16 protein-coding genes are annotated in these 17,137 nt (G+C 71.5%); 8 read left to right on the forward strand and 8 right to left on the reverse strand.

Annotated elements, in window-relative coordinates; genetic code table 11:
- The first annotated feature begins 68 nt into the window (after positions 1 to 68).
- From ABZX02_RS25830 to ABZX02_RS25855, 6 genes are read left to right on the forward strand one after another with little or no spacing between them, the layout of a single operon-like run.
- Positions 69 to 1,190: an HlyD family efflux transporter periplasmic adaptor subunit gene (locus ABZX02_RS25830; RefSeq protein ID WP_355301452.1), complete on the forward strand. Its 1,122-nt coding sequence runs from the start codon at positions 69 to 71 to the stop codon at positions 1,188 to 1,190.
- Entirely contained in the window at positions 1,187 to 1,867 is a 681-nt protein-coding gene (locus tag ABZX02_RS25835) for an ABC transporter ATP-binding protein (RefSeq protein WP_355301454.1), read from the forward strand. The genes ABZX02_RS25830 and ABZX02_RS25835 overlap by 4 nt, the downstream gene beginning before the upstream one ends.
- Entirely contained in the window at positions 1,864 to 3,060 is a 1,197-nt protein-coding gene (locus ABZX02_RS25840) for an ABC transporter permease (RefSeq protein ID WP_355301456.1), read from the forward strand. The genes ABZX02_RS25835 and ABZX02_RS25840 overlap by 4 nt, the downstream gene beginning before the upstream one ends.
- 12 nt (positions 3,061 to 3,072) lie before the next feature.
- Complete coding sequence (locus tag ABZX02_RS25845) at positions 3,073 to 3,564, forward strand: hypothetical protein (protein WP_355301458.1); 492 nt, start codon at positions 3,073 to 3,075, stop codon at positions 3,562 to 3,564.
- Positions 3,564 to 4,247, forward strand: coding sequence for a response regulator transcription factor (locus ABZX02_RS25850; RefSeq protein ID WP_355301460.1), 684 nt, complete (start codon positions 3,564 to 3,566; stop codon positions 4,245 to 4,247). Before ABZX02_RS25845 ends, ABZX02_RS25850 begins: the two co-directional genes overlap by 1 nt.
- Positions 4,244 to 5,467 carry a HAMP domain-containing sensor histidine kinase gene (locus ABZX02_RS25855; protein ID WP_355301462.1) on the forward strand — a complete coding sequence of 408 codons (1,224 nt, stop codon included), beginning with the start codon at positions 4,244 to 4,246 and terminating at the stop codon, positions 5,465 to 5,467. Before ABZX02_RS25850 ends, ABZX02_RS25855 begins: the two co-directional genes overlap by 4 nt.
- Here ABZX02_RS25855 and ABZX02_RS25860 read toward each other — a convergent pair.
- Positions 5,453 to 6,637, reverse strand: a complete 1,185-nt coding sequence (locus ABZX02_RS25860) for a YbiU family protein (protein ID WP_355301464.1) — start codon at positions 6,635 to 6,637, stop codon at positions 5,453 to 5,455. The two genes, ABZX02_RS25855 and ABZX02_RS25860, sit on opposite strands and share 15 nt — an antisense overlap.
- 88 nt (positions 6,638 to 6,725) lie before the next feature.
- Here ABZX02_RS25860 and ABZX02_RS25865 point away from each other — a divergent pair, with 88 nt between their 5' ends.
- Complete coding sequence (locus tag ABZX02_RS25865) at positions 6,726 to 7,790, forward strand: ROK family transcriptional regulator (protein WP_355301466.1); 1,065 nt, start codon at positions 6,726 to 6,728, stop codon at positions 7,788 to 7,790.
- Here the strand turns inward: ABZX02_RS25865 and ABZX02_RS25870 are convergent.
- The 5 genes from ABZX02_RS25870 to ABZX02_RS25890 all read right to left on the reverse strand — a co-directional run bounded on the left by ABZX02_RS25870 (position 7,787) and on the right by ABZX02_RS25890 (position 13,729).
- Complete coding sequence (locus ABZX02_RS25870) at positions 7,787 to 8,593, reverse strand: methyltransferase (protein ID WP_355301468.1); 807 nt, start codon at positions 8,591 to 8,593, stop codon at positions 7,787 to 7,789. The two genes, ABZX02_RS25865 and ABZX02_RS25870, sit on opposite strands and share 4 nt — an antisense overlap.
- A gap of 91 nt (positions 8,594 to 8,684) precedes the next feature.
- On the reverse strand, positions 8,685 to 9,770 hold the full coding sequence (locus ABZX02_RS25875) for an NAD(P)/FAD-dependent oxidoreductase (protein WP_355301470.1): 1,086 nt from the start codon (positions 9,768 to 9,770) through the stop codon (positions 8,685 to 8,687).
- Positions 9,771 to 9,876: 106 nt separating this feature from the next.
- Complete coding sequence (gene dgoD / locus ABZX02_RS25880; RefSeq protein ID WP_355301472.1) at positions 9,877 to 11,019, reverse strand: galactonate dehydratase; 1,143 nt, start codon at positions 11,017 to 11,019, stop codon at positions 9,877 to 9,879.
- The gene (locus ABZX02_RS25885; RefSeq protein WP_355301474.1) at positions 11,016 to 11,702 is read right to left on the reverse strand and encodes an SDR family oxidoreductase; all 687 of its coding nucleotides are present in this window, start codon (positions 11,700 to 11,702) and stop codon (positions 11,016 to 11,018) included. The genes dgoD and ABZX02_RS25885 overlap by 4 nt, the downstream gene beginning before the upstream one ends.
- An 11-nt stretch (positions 11,703 to 11,713) precedes the next feature.
- On the reverse strand, positions 11,714 to 13,729 hold the full coding sequence (locus ABZX02_RS25890) for a hypothetical protein (RefSeq protein ID WP_355301476.1): 2,016 nt from the start codon (positions 13,727 to 13,729) through the stop codon (positions 11,714 to 11,716).
- Positions 13,730 to 13,803: 74 nt separating this feature from the next.
- Between ABZX02_RS25890 and ABZX02_RS25895 the strand changes: the two genes are divergently transcribed.
- Positions 13,804 to 14,394: a bifunctional 4-hydroxy-2-oxoglutarate aldolase/2-dehydro-3-deoxy-phosphogluconate aldolase gene (locus ABZX02_RS25895; protein ID WP_355301478.1), complete on the forward strand. Its 591-nt coding sequence runs from the start codon at positions 13,804 to 13,806 to the stop codon at positions 14,392 to 14,394.
- Here ABZX02_RS25895 and ABZX02_RS25900 read toward each other — a convergent pair.
- Both ABZX02_RS25900 and ABZX02_RS25905 read right to left on the reverse strand, forming a co-directional pair.
- Positions 14,372 to 16,330, reverse strand: coding sequence for an alpha-galactosidase (locus ABZX02_RS25900; protein WP_355301480.1), 1,959 nt, complete (start codon positions 16,328 to 16,330; stop codon positions 14,372 to 14,374). The genes ABZX02_RS25895 and ABZX02_RS25900 overlap by 23 nt on opposite strands.
- On the reverse strand, positions 16,327 to 17,136 hold the full coding sequence (locus ABZX02_RS25905) for a carbohydrate ABC transporter permease (protein ID WP_355301482.1): 810 nt from the start codon (positions 17,134 to 17,136) through the stop codon (positions 16,327 to 16,329). The genes ABZX02_RS25900 and ABZX02_RS25905 overlap by 4 nt, the downstream gene beginning before the upstream one ends.
- Position 17,137: the final 1 nt, after the last annotated feature.

Raw genomic sequence — 17,137 nt, forward strand, 5'->3', positions numbered from 1 at the left:
CTGATCTTCAGCTCGTTGCCAGGAAACTCGCAGCCCCGCCACAGCTTCGCGGACGAGCATCCCCTGCCATGACTCGACGTCGCAGATCCTTGGTGATCAACGGACTGCTGGTGGTGGTGCTCCTCGGCGCCGGTGTGGCCGGCTACCTGGTGTTCTTCGGTTCCTCCGGCAACGCCCAGCCCACCGCCGCCCGCACGGCGGCCGCCGCCACCCGCGACGTCAGCGAGGTGGTGACGGCGTCGGGGACGGTGCAGAGCTCGTTCAGCGCCGCCGCGTCGTTCGGGGCGAGCGGCACGGTGACCGAGGTCAACGTCAAGGTCGGTGACGTCGTCACGAAGGGCCAGCAGCTCGCGAAGCTCGACCCGACGCAGGCGCAGCTGCAGGTCGACATCGCGCAGGGCAACCTGAACGCCGCGCTGGACAAGGGAACGGGCACGACCGCGTTGCTGACGGCGTACCGGCAGGCGCAGCTCGCGCTCCAGCAGGCCAAGGACACGCTCGCGTCCACGGTGCTGACCGCGCCGGGCGACGGCACGATCACGTCGGTCACGGGCTCGGTCGGCCAGAAGGTCGGCAGTTCGAACAACACCTCGAGCAACACCAGCACGACCACGACCACCACCACGTCCGGGTTCGTCGTCGTCACGGACCTCAAGAACCTGGTGCTGCACGCGAACGTCTCCGAGTCCGACGTCAGCAAGCTCAAGGCCGACCAGGCCGCGACCGTCACGGTCAACGCCATGCAGTCGCAGCCGGTCCAGGCCAAGGTCGCGCAGGTCGACCTGACGCCCACGACCGTGAACAACGTCGTGCAGTACGGCGTCACGCTCACCCTCACCGAGCCGCCGGCCGGGCTCAGGCCGGGGCAGTCGGCGAGCGTCGAGATCACCGTCGCGGGCGCCACCGGGGTGCTCGCCGTGCCCGCCGCGGCCGTGCAGACGGTGAACGGCGCGAGTTCCGTTGCCGTGCTGGAGAACGGCGTGGAGACGCGCAAGACGGTCGAGGTCGGGGTGCGCGGGGACCAGTACGTGGAGATCAAGTCGGGGCTGACCGCGGGCGAGGAGGTGGTGCTGCCGCAGGTCACCACGTCCACCAACCAGAACCGGACCGGTCAGCAGCAGGGTGGCCAGTTCCCCGGCACCGGGGGCGGCAACCGCAACGGCGGCGGGTTCACCGGGACCGGTCGATGAGCCCCGTGATCGAGGTCCGCGACCTCCGCAAGACCTACGGGAGCGGCGACACGGCCGTGCACGCGTTGCGCGGGCTCGATCTCACGGTCGAGAAGGGCGAGTACCTCGCGATCATGGGCGCGTCGGGGTCGGGCAAGTCGACGTTGCTGAACATCCTCGGGTGCCTCGACGTGCCGTCCGGCGGGAAGTACCTGCTCGACGGGATCGACACGGGTGAGTTCGACGAGGAGCAGCTCTCGTTGCTGCGCAACAGGAAGATCGGTTTCGTCTTCCAGTCCTTCAACCTGGTGCCACGCACGACGGCACTCACGAACGTCGAGCTCCCGCTGGTGTACGCGGGAGTTCGGCGTGCCCACCGCCGCGAGCGGGCGCTGGCGGCGCTCGACCTCGTCGGCCTGAAGGACCGCGTGCACCACCGGCCGAACGAGCTGTCGGGTGGTCAGCAGCAACGGGTCGCGATCGCGCGGGCGCTGGTGACGTCCCCGGCGATCGTGCTCGCGGACGAGCCGACCGGCAACCTCGACACGGACTCCAGCCGGGACGTGCTCGGCATCCTCGACCGGCTCAACGCGAGCGGGCGCACGGTCGTGCTGATCACGCACGAGGACGAGGTCGCGGCGCACGCGATGCGGACCGTCCGGGTCGTGGACGGCAGAGTCGCGGGGGTGCTGGTGTGAGGGTCCTCGAGATCGCCGCCTTCGCCGTGCGGGGGTTGACGGCCAACAAGATGCGGTCCGGGCTCACCACTCTCGGCATCCTGATCGGTGTCGCGTCGGTGATCCTGCTGATCGCGGTCGGCAACGGCGCGTCGAGCGCGGTGCAGCAGAGCATCGCGGGCCTCGGCACGAACATCCTGACGATCAGCCCGCAGCGCGCCCAGCCCGGTTCGACCGCCAAGCCGCTCACCACGGCGGACGCGGCGGCGCTGGTCGGCGCGGACTCACCCGACGTCAAGTACGCGTCGCCGGTCGTCTCGGCGCAGGCGACCGCCGGGTACGGCGACACCACGCACGACATCGGGCAGTTCGTCGGGTCGGACCCGCGGTACTTCGACACGACGAACAGCTCCGTCGCGCAGGGGAACCTGTTCTCCGACAACGACGTGCAGCAGGCGCGCAAGGTCGTGGTGATCGGCTCGACGGTGGCCTCCGAGCTGTTCCCGGGGACCGATCCGGTCGGGAAGTCCATGCTGGTCAACAACATCCCGTTCACCGTCGTGGGAGTGCTGGCCGCCAAGGGGTCGAGCGGGTTGCAGGACGCGGACGACCTCGCCGTGGCGCCGCTGACGACCACGCAGAACGCGCTGACCGGGTACGGCAGCCTGACGCAGATCGTGGTGCAGGCGCAGTCGGCCGACGCGTTGCCGAACGCGCAGGCCCAGGTCACCACCATCCTCAACGGGCGCCACAAGATCTCCGGCACGACCGCCGCCGACTACCGGATCCTGAGCCAGGACCAGCTGCTGACCGCGCGGACCGCGACGACGGAGACGTTCACCGTGCTGCTGGCGTCGGTGGCGGCGATCTCGTTGCTGGTGGGCGGGATCGGCATCACGAACATCATGCTGGTGACGGTCACCGAGCGGATCCGGGAGATCGGCATCCGCAAGGCCGTCGGCGCTCCCCGCTCGTCGATCCTCGGACAGTTCCTGATCGAGGCGACGCTGCTGAGCCTGTTCGGCGGCGCGCTGGGCGTCGCGGCGGGTGTGATCGGCAGCCGGTTCACCATCGCGGGCATCCAGCCCGTCATCGTGCCGTCGTCGGTGCTGCTGGCCTTCGCGGTGTCGGCGTTGATCGGCCTGTTCTTCGGCAGCTACCCGGCCTCCCGCGCCGCGAAGCTGCGTCCCATCGAAGCCCTCCGGCACGAATAAGGAGTTCTCGACGTGTCCAACCCACTCGATCAGCCGCTGGAGAACGACATCACGGCTGAGCTGAAGGACCGCAAGGCGGGCGTCGGCAGGACGACCATCGTCCTCGGCGTGGCGGTGCTCGCGATCGTCGCGTTCGTCGGCGGGGTGTTCGTGCAGAAGTCGTTCGGCGCGGCCGAGAACCCGGCGCGGCAGAACGCGGCCGGCCGGCAGTTCCCCGGCGGGGGCACTCCCCCGTCGGGCACGAACCGGCAGGGCGGCGGTCAGTTCGGCGGGCGCGGCACCGTCGGCACGATCGACCACGTCGACGACACGACCGTGTACGTGAAGACGCAGAACGGCCAGGTCGTGAAGGTGTCCACTTCGGACTCCACGAAGGTGGACATCACGTCCGAGGGCAAGCTCAGCGACCTGAAGGCCGGGCAGCAGGTCGTCGTGCAGGGCCAGGCCGGTTCCGACGGCACGGTGGCCGGGCAGACGATCACCCAGCGGCCGGCCACCGGCTGATGCACGATGCACGCGTGGAGCGCGGCCGGTTGCTCGTCGTCGAGGACGAACCCAGCATCCGCGAGCTGCTGTGCGCGAGCCTGCGGTTCGCGGGGTTCGCCGTGACGAGCGCGGCCACGGGGTCGGAGGCACTCGCGGCGGCCCGGGACGGCGCTCCGGACCTGGTGCTGCTCGACGTGATGCTGCCCGACCGGGACGGGTTCGAGGTGGTGCGGCGGCTGCGGTCGTCCGGAGTCCGCGTGCCCGTGCTGTACCTGACGGCCCGCGACGGCGCCGACGACCGCGTCACCGGTCTCACGATCGGCGGCGACGGGTACATCACCAAGCCGTTCAGCCTGGAGGAGGTCATCGCGCGGGTGACGGCCGTGCTGCGCCGCACCCGCCCGGACGGCTCCGAGGTGCTGACCTGCGGCGATCTGTCGCTGGACGTGGACAGCCACGTGGTGCGGCGGGGCGCGCGGGTCGTGGAGCTGTCGCCGACGGAGTTCCGGCTGCTGCACTACCTGCTGCGCAACAGCGGGCGCGTGCTGTCGAAGGCGCAGATCCTGGACCAGGTGTGGTCGCACGACTTCGACGGCGCCGTCGGCGTGGTCGAGTCGTACATCTCCTACCTGCGCCGGAAAGTAGGCGAACCCCAGCTGATCCACACGGTGCGCGGCCTCGGGTACATGATGCGCCCATGACGTTGCGCGTGCGGCTCGTGGTCGTGCTCGTCGCCCTGCTGGCCGCGGGCCTGTTCGCGACGTGGCTGATCGGCTCGCAGGTGATGGAGCGGTACCTGCTCGGCCAGCTCGACGCGCGGCTGGACCGGGTGGTGGCTCTGCCGCGCGCGCTTCCGTTGCGCGACAACATGGTGCTGCGTGACGCGTCGGGCGTGGTGGCGGGAACGTCGTTCGACGGGCTGCCGGCGTACGGGGAGTTGGTGCCGGGCGAGCACGTGACCGTGGGGACGCGGCGGGTCCTGATGCGGGAATGGGACGGGGGTGAGCTGGTCGCGTTCGTGGACCAGTCCGAAGTGGACCGGGCGGTGGACGACCTGCGGCTCGCGTTCCTGCTGATCAGCCTCGGGGCGTTGATCTTGGTGGGGATGGGTGGGTACGCGCTGGTCAGGGCCTCCTTCCGGCCGCTGGAGGAGGTCGAGCGGGTCGCCGGGGAGATCGCGGCGGGCGACCTGTCGCGGCGGGTGCCGGTGCGGCGTCCCGGTTCCGAGGTCGGGCGGCTGGCCGCCGCGCTGAACACGATGCTGGGGCAGATCGAGTCGTCGTTCGCGGCCAGGGTGTCGTCGGAGAACCGGATGCGGCGGTTCGTGGCCGACGCGTCGCACGAGCTGCGGACGCCGTTGACGTCGATCCGCGGGTACGCCGAGTTGTACCGGCAGGGGGCGGCGTCGGACCCGGCCGACGTGTTGAAGCGCGTCGAGGACCACGCGGCGCGGATGGGGGTGCTGGTGGACGACCTGCTGCAGTTGGCACGCCTCGACTCGGAGCAGCCGCTGACGTTGTCCACAGTGGACCTGGTCGCGCTGGTGAACGACGTCGAGGCCGGTCCTCGCGTGTCCCGGCGGCTGCCCGCGGAGCCGGTGCTCGTCGAGGCGGACGAGGCGCGCGTCCGGCAGGTCCTGACGAACCTGCTGGACAACGCGCTGATCCACACGTCGGGGCCGGTCGAGGTGCGGCTGACCGCGGACGCCGTCGAGGTGGCCGACCACGGCCCCGGGATGACTCCGGAGCAGGCTGCTCGGGTGTTCGAGCGGTTCTACCGGGCCGATCCGGCGCGTGGACCTGGCGGGAGTGGACTCGGGTTGTCGATCGTGGCGGCGCTGGTGGCGGCGCACGGCTGGCGGATCGAGCTGGACACCGCGCCCGGCGAGGGCGCGGTGTTCCGGGTGCTATTCGGGACGTGAGCGGTTCGGCCAGGTGCGCTCGTAGTGCTCCTCGGGGAAGTCGCTCGGGCTCGACCCCGTCTCGTGCGCCCGTCGGATCTCCTGCGCGTACCGGTCGTTGCGCGGGCAGGAGGGCGCGGCCGGGATGTACATGACGTTGCCCCAGCCCTTCTGGTCCTCGACCGGCGCGACGCTGTGGATCATGTCGCAGTGCCACCAGACCGAGTCGCCGGCCTTGACGTCCGGGATTCCGCTGAGCGCCTCGATCAGCAGCTCGTGGTACTTCGGGTTGACCGGGAAGACCTGGTTGACGGTGACGCCGCACACCTCGTCCTCGGGAACGTCGTCGAGCAGCGGGCGCAGCATCAGGTACGCCATGGCGCCGGGGATCGGGACGGTGTGCAGGACGCCCTGGTCGTGGTCCATGTCCGAGAGCGCGGTCCAGCCCTGGAAGGTGCGGAACACCGAGCACATCGTGGTTCCCGGGTACTGCGGGCCGGTGGTGCGGTGGGCGGCGTCCCACGGGTCGTACTGCTCCGGGGTGCCGTCGAAGAGGTGCCGGAACGCCTGCTGGTACTCGGCCGTCATCCACAGGTCGAGGGTGCCGGGGTCGAGGTGGGTGCCCAGGCCGTTCGAGTTGGCGCCGGGCGGGCGGCGGCGGATGCGGTCCGGGTAGCCGACGTCGGTGGCCGGGTCGAACCAGCCGTCGTGGCGCCACAGGCCGTTGAGGAAGCGCTGGACGGTGGCCATGCGCGCGTGCTTCCTGGCCTCGGTCTGCGCGGGTGACCAGTAGATCGGGTAGATCTCGGGCTTCGACCCGACGCTGCCGAAGAAGTCGTCGCCGGGGCCGCGGTAGTTCTCGAAGAACTGGTTGCTCTCGACGTAGTCCACAATGGATCCGTCCCAGGCAAGGGCCTGCTCGCGGTCGAAGTGGCCCCGCACCACCAGGCAGCCGCGGCGTTTCACCAGCTCGGCGTCGGCGGTGCCGTTCTCGATGTCCGCGTAGTCGATCACCGGCCAGGCCTGGCCCGCCTTGACATCGTCGACCTCGCGCCGGATCTGCTGCTCGACGACCGCGAACACCTCCTCGACGGTGCGGCCGGACGCCTCGATGTTCGCGCGGATGGCCCGCTTGACCTCACGGATGGCTTTCGGCAGGTCAGCGGGTGTCGTGTCCCAGTTCGGCAGCATGTCGATCCCTTCCAGTAAGGCCTCCTAACTTGGAACTGTAAGCGTGTCGCGCGGTTGTAGGCAAGACCCCTAACTAGAATCCGCCCCCGTGACCAAGCCGTCCCAGGAGTTGCTGCGCTCGATCTCGGACGAGCACGTGCTGCGCGCGCTGATGGCCGAGCGCAAGCTGACGCGGGCCGAACTGGCCGCGCTGACGGGCCTGTCGAAGCCGACGGTGAGCGAGAGCGTGCGGCGGCTCGTGGAGTCCGGGCTCGTCGCCGACACCGGCGAACGGACGCCGGGCGGGCGCGGCAAGGGCCGGGTCGGCTCGTTCTACTCGCTGGCGGACGTCGGCGTCGCACTGGTGGTGACGATCGCGCCGGACGGCGTCACGGCGGAGTGCGTCGACGCCTACGGGGACGTCGTGGAGAGGGTGCACCGGCCGATCTCCGACCCCGGCGAGGTGGGCGCGGTACTGCCGGTTGTCGCAGCGAAAACCGTTGCGGCGCACCACGTCCGGCTCTGTGCGGTGAGCGCGGCCGATCCCGTGGACCGGGCCACCGGCAGGCTCGTGCAGCTGCCCGACTCGCCGTTCCTCGTGGGCGAGCTGGACCCGGTCGCGGTGCTCGGACCGCTGCTGCACGGCCAGGTCGTGGTGGACAACGACGTGAACTGGGCGGCCCGCGCCGAACAAGCCGTGCTGGAGGTCGCGGACTTCGCCTACCTGTTCCTCGGCGAGGGCCTGGGGTGCGCGGTCGTGCTGGACGGCGAGGTGCGGCGCGGGCGGTCGGGACTCGCCGGCGAGATCTCGCACGTGATCACGGAGGGACCGTCGGGTGCCACGCCGTTCATCGAGGTGTTCGGCGAGCTCGGGCTGCGGCGGCCGGGAACGACCGCGATCGACGTGGCACGGGTGGGCGCCGCGGACCCCGCCGTGCTGGCGCGGGCGATCGGCGGCGTCGTCACGGCCCTGGTGACGCTGGCCGACCCCGAGGTCGTCGTGGTCGGCGGGTCGTGGGGGCCGTCGCTGCTGGACGCGATCCGGGCGGAGTGCGCGCGCTCGCCCCGCCGGGTGGACGTGGTGGCGGCGTCGGTCTCGGCGCCGTCGCTGGCCGGGGCGCGCGCGTTCGCCCTGGAGTCGCTGCGGACGGCACTCGTCGACGCGGCGCGCTAACGGGCCTTGCGCGCCGCCCACACCTTGCGTTCGGTGCGCAGGGCGAGGTCTTCGCGGCGCAGGGTCTTCTCCAGCACGTCCGGGTCGAGCTGCCTGCCCAGGACGATGCGGGCGTAGCGTTCGACGGCCTCCGACCGTTCGATGTGGACGGTGACGGTGCGCTCGCCCTCGACGGTGAACCCGGCCTCGGTGAGCATCGGCGCCCAGTCCGCGCCGCGGTGCGGGAGGCGTTCGTCGTGGCCGTCCGGGGCCTGTTCGGGCAGGAACCGCGGCATGCCCGACAGTTCGACCACGGCGAGCAGGCCGCCGGGGGCGAGGGCGTCGTGCAGGCCGCGCAGGGTGCGGACCGGGTCGGCCAGGTGGTGCAGGGAGGCCGAGGCCCAGATCAGGTCCGGGGCGCCGATGTCGGGGACGTCGGTGTCGAGGTCGGCGAGGACGGTGTGGACGCGGTCGGCGACGCCCCGTTCGCCCGCCTTGGTGCGCAGGCGCTGGAGGTGGTCGACGGAGGCGTCGACGGCGGTGACGTGGGCCTCCGGGAAGCGGGTCAGGAGGGCGAACGTGCCCGCGCCGGTGCCGGCGCCGAGGTCGGTGACGCGGCGGGCGGTGGCGGTCGGGAGCCAGTCGATCACGGCGGCGGTGTGGTCGGCCAGGAGTTCGGCGTCGAGGTCGAGGACCTCCGCCTGGTCGTGGTCGGTGTACCCGTGGCCGTGAGTGGCGCCGTGGTTGTGACCGTGCCCGTGCCCGTGGTGACCGCCGTGGCCGTGGTTGTGGCCGTGCCCGCCACCGTGTCCGTGTTCGCTCATGAACCCCAAGGTAGAGCCGCCGTGCGCGAGATGCACGGCGGCTTGCGCTTTTGGCAAGAAGGTCGAGCCCGAAGCGGCCCGGCGCGCAACCTCAGGCGTCGAGCAGCAGGTCGACGAGCTTCTGCGGGGCGTCGTCGCCGAACAGGCTCTGCAGCGTGATCCCGTCGTCGGCGACGGTCTTCGCGGTGCGCTCGAACATCTCCTGTTCGAACGACGCCAGCGCGGTCTCGACGTCGGCGTGCCGGGCCAGGGCCAGCGCCAGTTCGGCGCCGTCGAGCATGGCCAGGTTGGCACCTTCGCCGTTGGGCGGCAACAGGTGTGCGGCGTCGCCGACCAGCGTCACGCCCGGCACGCGGTCCCAGCGGTGGCCGTCGGGCAGGGTGTGGTGGGCGCGCAGCACGGGGGTGGTGTCGGTGTCGGTGATCAGCGCGGTCAGCTCGGGCGCCCAGCCCTCGAAGTGGCGGGCGACGGCGGCCGGGTCGGTGACGTCGAACGTGTCGAACCAGTCGAGCGGTTTGCTGAACTCCACGTAGGTGTGAAGGGTGTCGCCGGCCTCGCGGTGCGCGAAGATGCCCATGCTCTTGCCCGGCACCATGAGCGAGCCGCCGCCGACCGCGCGGGCCGCCTCCGGGTGCCGCGTGTCGGCGTCGTAGAGGTAGGTCTCGACGAACGAGGATCCCGCGTAGGCCGGGCGCGCGTCGCTGAGCACCGGACGGACGCGCGACCACGCGCCGTCGGCGCCGACCAGCACCTCGGCCTCCACCGTGCCGCCGTCGGCGAACGTCACCGTGCGGCCCGACACGGCGGTCACCTTGCTCCCCCAGCGGACGGTTCCCGCAGGCAACGAGTCGAGGAGCATCCGCCGTAGGTCGGCGCGCAGGGCCTCGGGGCGGCCGCCCGTGCCGTCGTCCGCCTGCTCGTGCAGCACCGCGCCGGTGGAGTCGAGGATCCGCATCGCCTCGCGGCCGGGCAGGACGATGGCGCGGAACTCGTCCATCAGGCCCGCCGCCTCGAGGGCGAGCTGGCCGTTGTAGTCGTGGATGTCGAGCATGCCGCCCTGGGCCCGCGAGGTGGGCGACTCCTCCGCCTCGTGGACGGTGGACGGGATGCCGTGTACGTGCAGCACGCGAGCCAGCGTGAGACCGCCGAGACCGGCACCGATGATCGTGACGTGCATGTGGGAACTCCCCTGGTCGAAGCCGCCTCCCTGACGGCCACGACCAGGCTCGTCCCGCCCGCTGGCACCACCCGCTCAGCTCACTGGCAGCGGCTGGCAGCCGCTGTCACCACTCGGCGAACGACCCGTCGTCGTGCCGCCAGATCGGCGACCGCCAGGCGTGCCCGACCTCGGCCGCCCGCCGCACCGCCGCCTCGTCGACCTCGACGCCCAGGCCCGGTCCGGTCGGCCGCGCGATCCAGCCGTCCACGACCCGCACCGGCGCCATGTCCACCAGGTACGACGGGTCGGTGCCGTGGTAGTGCATGCCCGCGCTCTGCTCCTGGATCAGGAAGTTCGGCGTGGTGAACGCGACCTGCAACGACGCCGCCAGCGAGATCGGCCCGAGCGGGCAGTGCGGCGCGATCGACGCCCCGTACACCTCGGCGAGCGACCCGATGCGGCGCAGTTCGGAGATGCCGCCCGCGTGCGACGGGTCGGGCTGCACGACCGCGACCCCGGCCTCCAGCACGGGTTTGAACTCCCAGCGCGAGAACAGCCGCTCCCCCGTCGCGATCGGCACGGTCGAGGCCTGCACGACCGACTGCAACACCTCCGCCGGGAGCTCGGGCAGCACCGGTTCCTCGACGAACATCGGCTGCACCTCCTCGAGCATCCGCACGAGCCGGCGCGCCATCGCGGGCGACACGCGGCCGTGGAAGTCGATCGCGAGCTCTCCCCGCGGCCCCAGGGCTTCCCGCGCCTCGCGGGCCCTGACCAGCACCGCTTCGGCCTCGGCGGGCGAGGCGATCGGGCGCATCTCCGCGGTGGCGTTCATCTTCACGGCGCTGAAGCCCGCCTCCACCTGCCGCGCCACCGCGTCGTGCACGCCGTCCGGCCGGTCTCCGCCGACCCACGAGTACGCGCGCACGCGGTCGCGGACCGGGCCGCCGAGCAGTTCGTGCACCGGCAGGCCACGCGCTTTGCCTGCTATGTCCCAGAAAGCGTGGTCGTAGCCCGAGAGCGCCGACGACAGCACGGGGCCGCCGCGGTAGAAGCCGCCGCGGCGCAGGACCTGCCAGAGGTCCTCGACGCGCAGCGGGTCCTGGCCGACGACCAGCTCGGACAGCTCGTGGACGGCGGCGCGGACCGTCTCGGCCCTGCCCTCCACGACCGGTTCGCCCCAGCCGGTCACGCCCTCGTCGGTGCTCACCTTGAGGAACAGCCAGCGGGGCTCGACCAGGAACGTCTCGACCGCCGTCACCTTCATGAAGAATCCTTCGCCGCGGACCAGCCGCCGTCGACCACGAGCTCCGCGCCCGTCACGAACGACGCCGCCGGAGACAGGAGGAAACCGATCACCGAGGCCACCTCGGCCGGATCGCCGAGGCGGCCCGCCGGGGTGGCTCGGGCACTGCGTTCCCGGTCCTCGGGCGAGACCCGGTCCCACGCCGCCGTCAGCACGGGACCGGGCAACACCGCGTTGACCCGGACGGCCGGCGCGTACTCGACGGCGAGCTGGCGGGTCAGCGCCACCAGCCCGCCTTTCGAGGCCGCGTACGCGCCGTGGCCGGGGATGCCGAAGTGCGCGTGCACCGACGAGACGAGCACGACCGCGCCGCGGCGTTCCCGCAGCGACGGCAGGCAGGCCCGCACACCGTGGAACGCGCCGCCGAGGTTGACCGCGAGCTGGCGGTCCCACTCGGCCGGGTCCGTGGCGTCCAAGGGCTTCACGGTGACCGTGAAGGCGTTGCTCACCAACGCGTCCACGCCGCCGAACTCCGCGGCCTTCTTCACGACCCGCTGCCACGTGGCCGGGTCGCTCACGTCGCCCTTGACCGCGACGTCACCGGCGAGGTCGACGCCGATCACCGCGTAGCCGTTGTCCGCCAGGTGCTTCGCCGTGGCGGCACCGATCCCCGCCGCCGCACCCGACACCACCGCGCACTTCATGCACGTTCCCCCTAGAGCTTCTGCCGGTAGACCTTGTCGTCCGGCCCGCGCACGACCGTCCACGCGGAACCGTCCGCACCAGCAGTAGCACCGACGGCGCCGACGAGCGAGTTGCTCGGGAACTCGGGACGGTGGAACCAGCCGCCCCAGACACCGGCGGAGCTGTTGATCTGCCAGAGCGTGTAGTCGCCGGCCCGCGCGAACAGGTAGATCCGGTCCTGGAACTCGACCAGGGTCGGGCTGCCGGAGATCACGCCTCCGAGTGACGTCCACTCACCGCCGGCGACCGGCCGGACCCACACGCTGTCCGCGGCCGTGCGCACGGCCACCTGGCCGCCGGCCACGCTGGGCCTGCCGTAGACCGGCTCACCGCCGGGCGCGCCGAGCGACGACCACGAGCCTCCCCGGTACGACCAGACCAGGCCGTCCGAGCCCCGTGCCACGATCGTGCCGTCGGCCGAGACCGAGGGTGCGTCGGTGAGCTTGCCGCCCAGCGATTTCCACGTGCTCCAGCGTCCGTTGTGGAGGGTGCGCTGCCAGGCCCTGTCGTCGGTGCCGCGGACGGTCACCTCGACGTCCGCGCCGACCGTGCGGACGGCGGGCTGCCCCTGGATCGCCTTGCCGAGACTCGACCACTTGCCGCCGCGCAGCATCCTCAGTTCGCCACCGGTGCTCCGGCTGAACACCACGGCCTCGTCCCCGACGCGGGCGATCGCGGGCGACGCGGTGGCGTCGGACCCGACGGCCTCGCCGGGCACGAGGTCCGTGCCGCGCAGTTTGAGCATCGCGGTGCCGTGCGGCGGGACGGTGACGGTGTACCGGTCGGTCGCGGTGCCGCGGTCGGCGCGAGCGCGCAGGTCGCGCACCGAGACGGTGCCCTTCAGACCGGCGGACGCGAACTCGACCGTCATCTCGGCGGGGACGTCGCGGCGGTTGAGCAGCACGACGGAGCGTTCGCCCTTGCGGGACAACACCTTGCTGTAGACGTCGGTGTCGCCGGTCGTGGCGACGCGGACGCCCTGGATCGCCAGCGGGTCCTGGTCGACCGCGATGATCTCCGGGTTCTTCAGGGTGGCGATCATCGACGGCGGCAGCGTGCGCGGGTCGGAGCCGATGATCAGCGGCGAGGCCATCTGCGCCCACATGACGAACTGCGAGGTCGACTCCTCCTCGTTCAGCTCGTACGTGCCCTGCTGCGTCTTGCGCATCGGGATCAGGTAGTCGGGGTCGTTGTAGTGGCCGGGACCGTTGGCCTCGGGGTGCGCGGCGTTGCGGTCCATGTTGCGCAGCACGTCGCGCCAGATTCCCTCGTACGGTGTGCCGAACGCGATGTCCGTGGTGGTGCGCCACGAGTCGCCGTGCAGCGGGCCGAAGGTGTAAGAGATGTCGGCGGTCTGGTCGGGGGTGTGCGGGACGCCCCACTCGCCGGTGACCGGGTTGCAGATGTTGAGGACCATCGGCCGCCCGGCCTTGCGCAACGCCTTGCTGAAGTCGGCGTAGGCCTGCGCGGGCTTGAGGTTCGCGGCGATGCCGCACAGGAAGTCGACCTTCACGGCGTCGAACTTCCAGTCGGCGAACCGCTTCGTGTCCTTCTCGTAGAACCCGCCGCCGCTGCCGGCCGCGCAGTTCTTGCCGTCGGACGGGCCGGCGTCGGTGTAGATGCCCGCCTTGAAGCCCTGCGCGTGCAGGTCGCTGACGAGCTTCTTGATGCCGCTGGGGAACTTCGCCGGGTCCTCCTGGAGGTCGCCCCGGGCGTCCCTCGGGGTCGGCGCGGTCCAGCCGCCGTCGATCCACAGGAGCCGGTACCCGGCGTCGCGCATCCCGCTGCTCGCGAGGAAGCCGGCGATGCTCCGGATCTCCTTCTCGCTCGGCGCACCGAGTCCGTAGTAGGTGTTCCAGCCCATGTACGGGGTCTTCGCGACACCACTGTCGTAGTAGGTGGGCGCTCCCTGGTCGTCACCCGCTTGGGCGGGTGTCGCCACCAAGGACATCAACGCGATGGCCAACGCGACTCTGCGAACCGACATGCTCGTGAGCCTTCCCCTTGCCCGTCGTCAGTGTCAAGAATAATTCGTAATTTATGTGTAGTAGGCTGGCGGGCGTGAGCTACCGCTACGAGATCACCCAGGCGGTCGTGCGGCAGGGCATCATCGCGATCGTCCGCACCGCCGACGCCGCCTCCGCCGTGAAGGCCGCGGTTCCCCTGCTGGACGCCGGCGTCACGTCGCTCGAACTGCCGCTGACCAACCCCGGCGCGCTGGAGGCGATCGGGCGGCTGCGCGCGGACTACCCGGCGGCCGTCATCGGCGCGGGGTCAGTGCTGGACGAGGCCTCCGCCGTCGCCTCGGTGCGGGCCGGGGCGCGGTTCCTGGTGGCGCCCAACCTGAACGAGGCGGTGATCCGGACCGGGCACCGCTACGGCGCGGCCGTGCTGCCGGGCGCCGGATCGGTGTCCGAGGTCGTGCAGGCGCTGGAGGCCGGGGCGGACGCGGTGAAGGTGTTCCCCGCGCCCACGCCCCGGTGGGTGCAGGACGTGCTCGCCGTGCTGCCGTACGCACCGCTCGTGCCCACCGGAGGCGTCGCGCCCGCGGACGTCCCGGCCTGGCTCGAGGCCGGGGCGGTGGCGTGCGGGGTCGGGTCGGCCCTGGCCCGCACGCCCGTCGAGGAGATCAAGGCGTTGCTGAAGGCCTGAGCACGACCACGTCGGCGTCGTTCTCCCGGGTCCAGGAGAACGGCAGCCCGACGTGGATCAGGTGCGCGGCCGAGTACACCTGCCCCTGTTCGTCCACGTAGGACTGCGCGGACAAGCCCCGGAGCCTCACCCGCGACGACTGGCCCGGCACCACCGGCACGCCGGTGAGCGGTCCCGTGTTCCAGGCCAGCACGACGACCCGGTCCTCGCCGCTGTACTGGATCCCGTCCTCCGCCAGCACGTGAGCCCGGCCGCCGTGCACGACGTCGCGGATCTCCTTGTAGCGCGCGATCAGCGACGCCGCCTCGGCGCGTTCCTCCGCGGACCAGTGCCGCACGTCCGCGCCGATGCCCAGCACGCCCGCCATCGCGAGCACGAACCGGAACTTCAGCGACCGCGGGCGCGCGTCGAAGAAGCCCGGTGCGTCGGTGACCCACGACGACATCAGGTGCGGGGCGTGCATGTGCAGGAAGCCGTGCTGGATCCTCAGGCGGTCGAGTGGTGCCGTGTTGTCGCTGGGCCACACCACGTCGACCATGCGTGTCGTCGCGAGGTCCGTGCGGCCCCCACCGCCCGCGCAACCCTCGACGAGGACGTGCGGGTGCTTCTGGCGCAGGTGGTCGAGCACCCGCCAGTAGTTGCGGACGTGGGCGTCGTCGAGCTCCGGCGGCCGTTCGGTGGCCGGGCGGTTCATGTCCCACTTGAGGTAGCTGATCCGGTGCTCGGTCAGCAGCCTGTCCAAAGTGGAGACGACGAACTCGTACACCTCGGGCAGCCCCAGGTCGAGGAGCATCTGGTTGCGGATCAACGTGGGCTCACGACCGTCGATGCGGTAGATCCAGTCGGGGTGCTCGGCGTAGAGCCGTGACTTCGGGCTGACGGACTCCGGCTCGACCCACAGGCCGAAGTCAAGCCCCGTCGCCCGCACCTCCTCGATGAACGCGCCGAAGTCCGGCGACTCCGGGTACCAGTCGCCGAGGCCGCCGGTGTCGTCGTGGCGACCCTCGAACCAGCCGTCGTCCACGACGAACAGCTCGGCGCCGAGGTCCGCGGCGATCCGCGCCAGGTCGAGCTGCTTCGGCAGGTCGACCTCGAACCCCGTGGCCTCCCAGGAGTTGTAGAGGACCGGCCTGCGCGCGGGCCGCGAACGTGACCGGTCGTAGGCGTGCCAGACGCCAGGCAGGTCGTCGACCGAGAAGGCCAGTGCGAGTTCGGGGGTCGTGAAGGTCTCCCCCGGCCCGACCACGACCGGGCCGAGCATCCCGGCGCGCACGCGGGTGAGCCCGGACGGTTCGACGTCAGCCGTGATCTCCCACGAACCGGACCACGCGAGCGACACGCCCCACGTGCCGTCGATGGTGAGCCAGGGCGCGTAGTTGTGCCCGGGAACGCCGTAGGAGCTGCCGATGCGGAACCCGCCCGCGGGCAGCGTGACGTGGTCCAGCTGGAACTCGCGCGACCACTCCCCGTGCAGGAACGACAGCCGCGGCTCCCGCACGGGCAGGCACACGCCCGCCGACCCGATCCTGGTGAGGCGTCGCGGTTCGGCGCGCAGGTTGGTGACCTCGACCCAGCGCGCGAGGACGTCGGTCCCGGGTTCGGGGCGGTAGCAGAGCACGGTGCGCAGGCCGGCCACCGAGTCGGCGAACGCCAGCCGCAGCACGCCGCCGGCCTCGACGGCCTCCTCGAAGGTGAGCCACGAGTCGCCGTCCACCTCCAGGTCGGCGCCGGTGAACGGGCGCTCGCCGCGCGGCGCGTACTCGACCGGCGCCGCGTCGGCCTCGGTGATGAAGTGGACGTCGCCGAGGTTCTTCAGCGGCGACGGCCCCTCCTCCACCCCGTGCGGACCCCACGCCACGAGTTCGGCCCAGCGTCCGCCGGGTTCGACGGCCACCGTGTAGGACGTGGTCGCCATCCGAAGGGTCCACCGGGTCATTTCACCGCTCCCACCGCGAGTCCGGAGATGAAGTGCCGCTGGAACCGCAGGAACACCGCCACGGTCGGGATCGCCGCGATCACCGACCCCGCCGCGATCACGTTCCAGTTCGACACGTACTGGCCCTGCAGGGCGAGCAGCGCCGGGGTCACCGGCATGACGGTCGACGACCGCAGCACGGTGATGGCCCACAGCAGGTCGTTGAAGATCCAGGTGAACGCGAGGGCGGCGAGCGCGGCCAGCGCGGGCCTGGTCATCGGCAGCACGATCCGCCAGTAGATCTGCACGGGACCGGCGCCGTCGATGGTGGCGGCCTCCTGCACCTCGTTCGGCATCGCGCGCATGAAGCCCTGCAGCACGAACGTGTAGAAGCCGAGCCCGAACCCGACCTGCACGACGATCAGCGCGAACAGCGTGTCGTAGATGCCGAGGACCTCGGTCAGCTTCGACACCGGCACCAGCAGGATCTGCGGGGGCAGCAGGTTGCCCGCGAGCATCAGCAGGACGATCGTGCGCCGGCCGGGGATCGCGAAGCGGCTGAGCGCGTACGCGGCGGCCGAGGCCAGTGCGAGCGACAGGAACACGGTCGGGACCGTGACCACGACGCTGTTCCACATCGCGCCCGCGCCGCCGTTCGTCCACGCGTCGGTGAACCCGGCGAGCGTGAACGACCGGGGGACGGACGCGAGGCCGTTCGCGGCGATGTCGTCGAAGGAGCGGACGGCGGTGACGAGCACGGCCGCGATCGGCAGCAGCCAGAGCACGGAGATGGTGCCCGCCACGGCGTGGAAAACGCGGTTGGACATC

Source organism: Lentzea sp. NPDC003310, from assembly GCF_040610935.1.
In the GTDB taxonomy this organism is placed as follows: domain Bacteria; phylum Actinomycetota; class Actinomycetes; order Mycobacteriales; family Pseudonocardiaceae; genus Lentzea.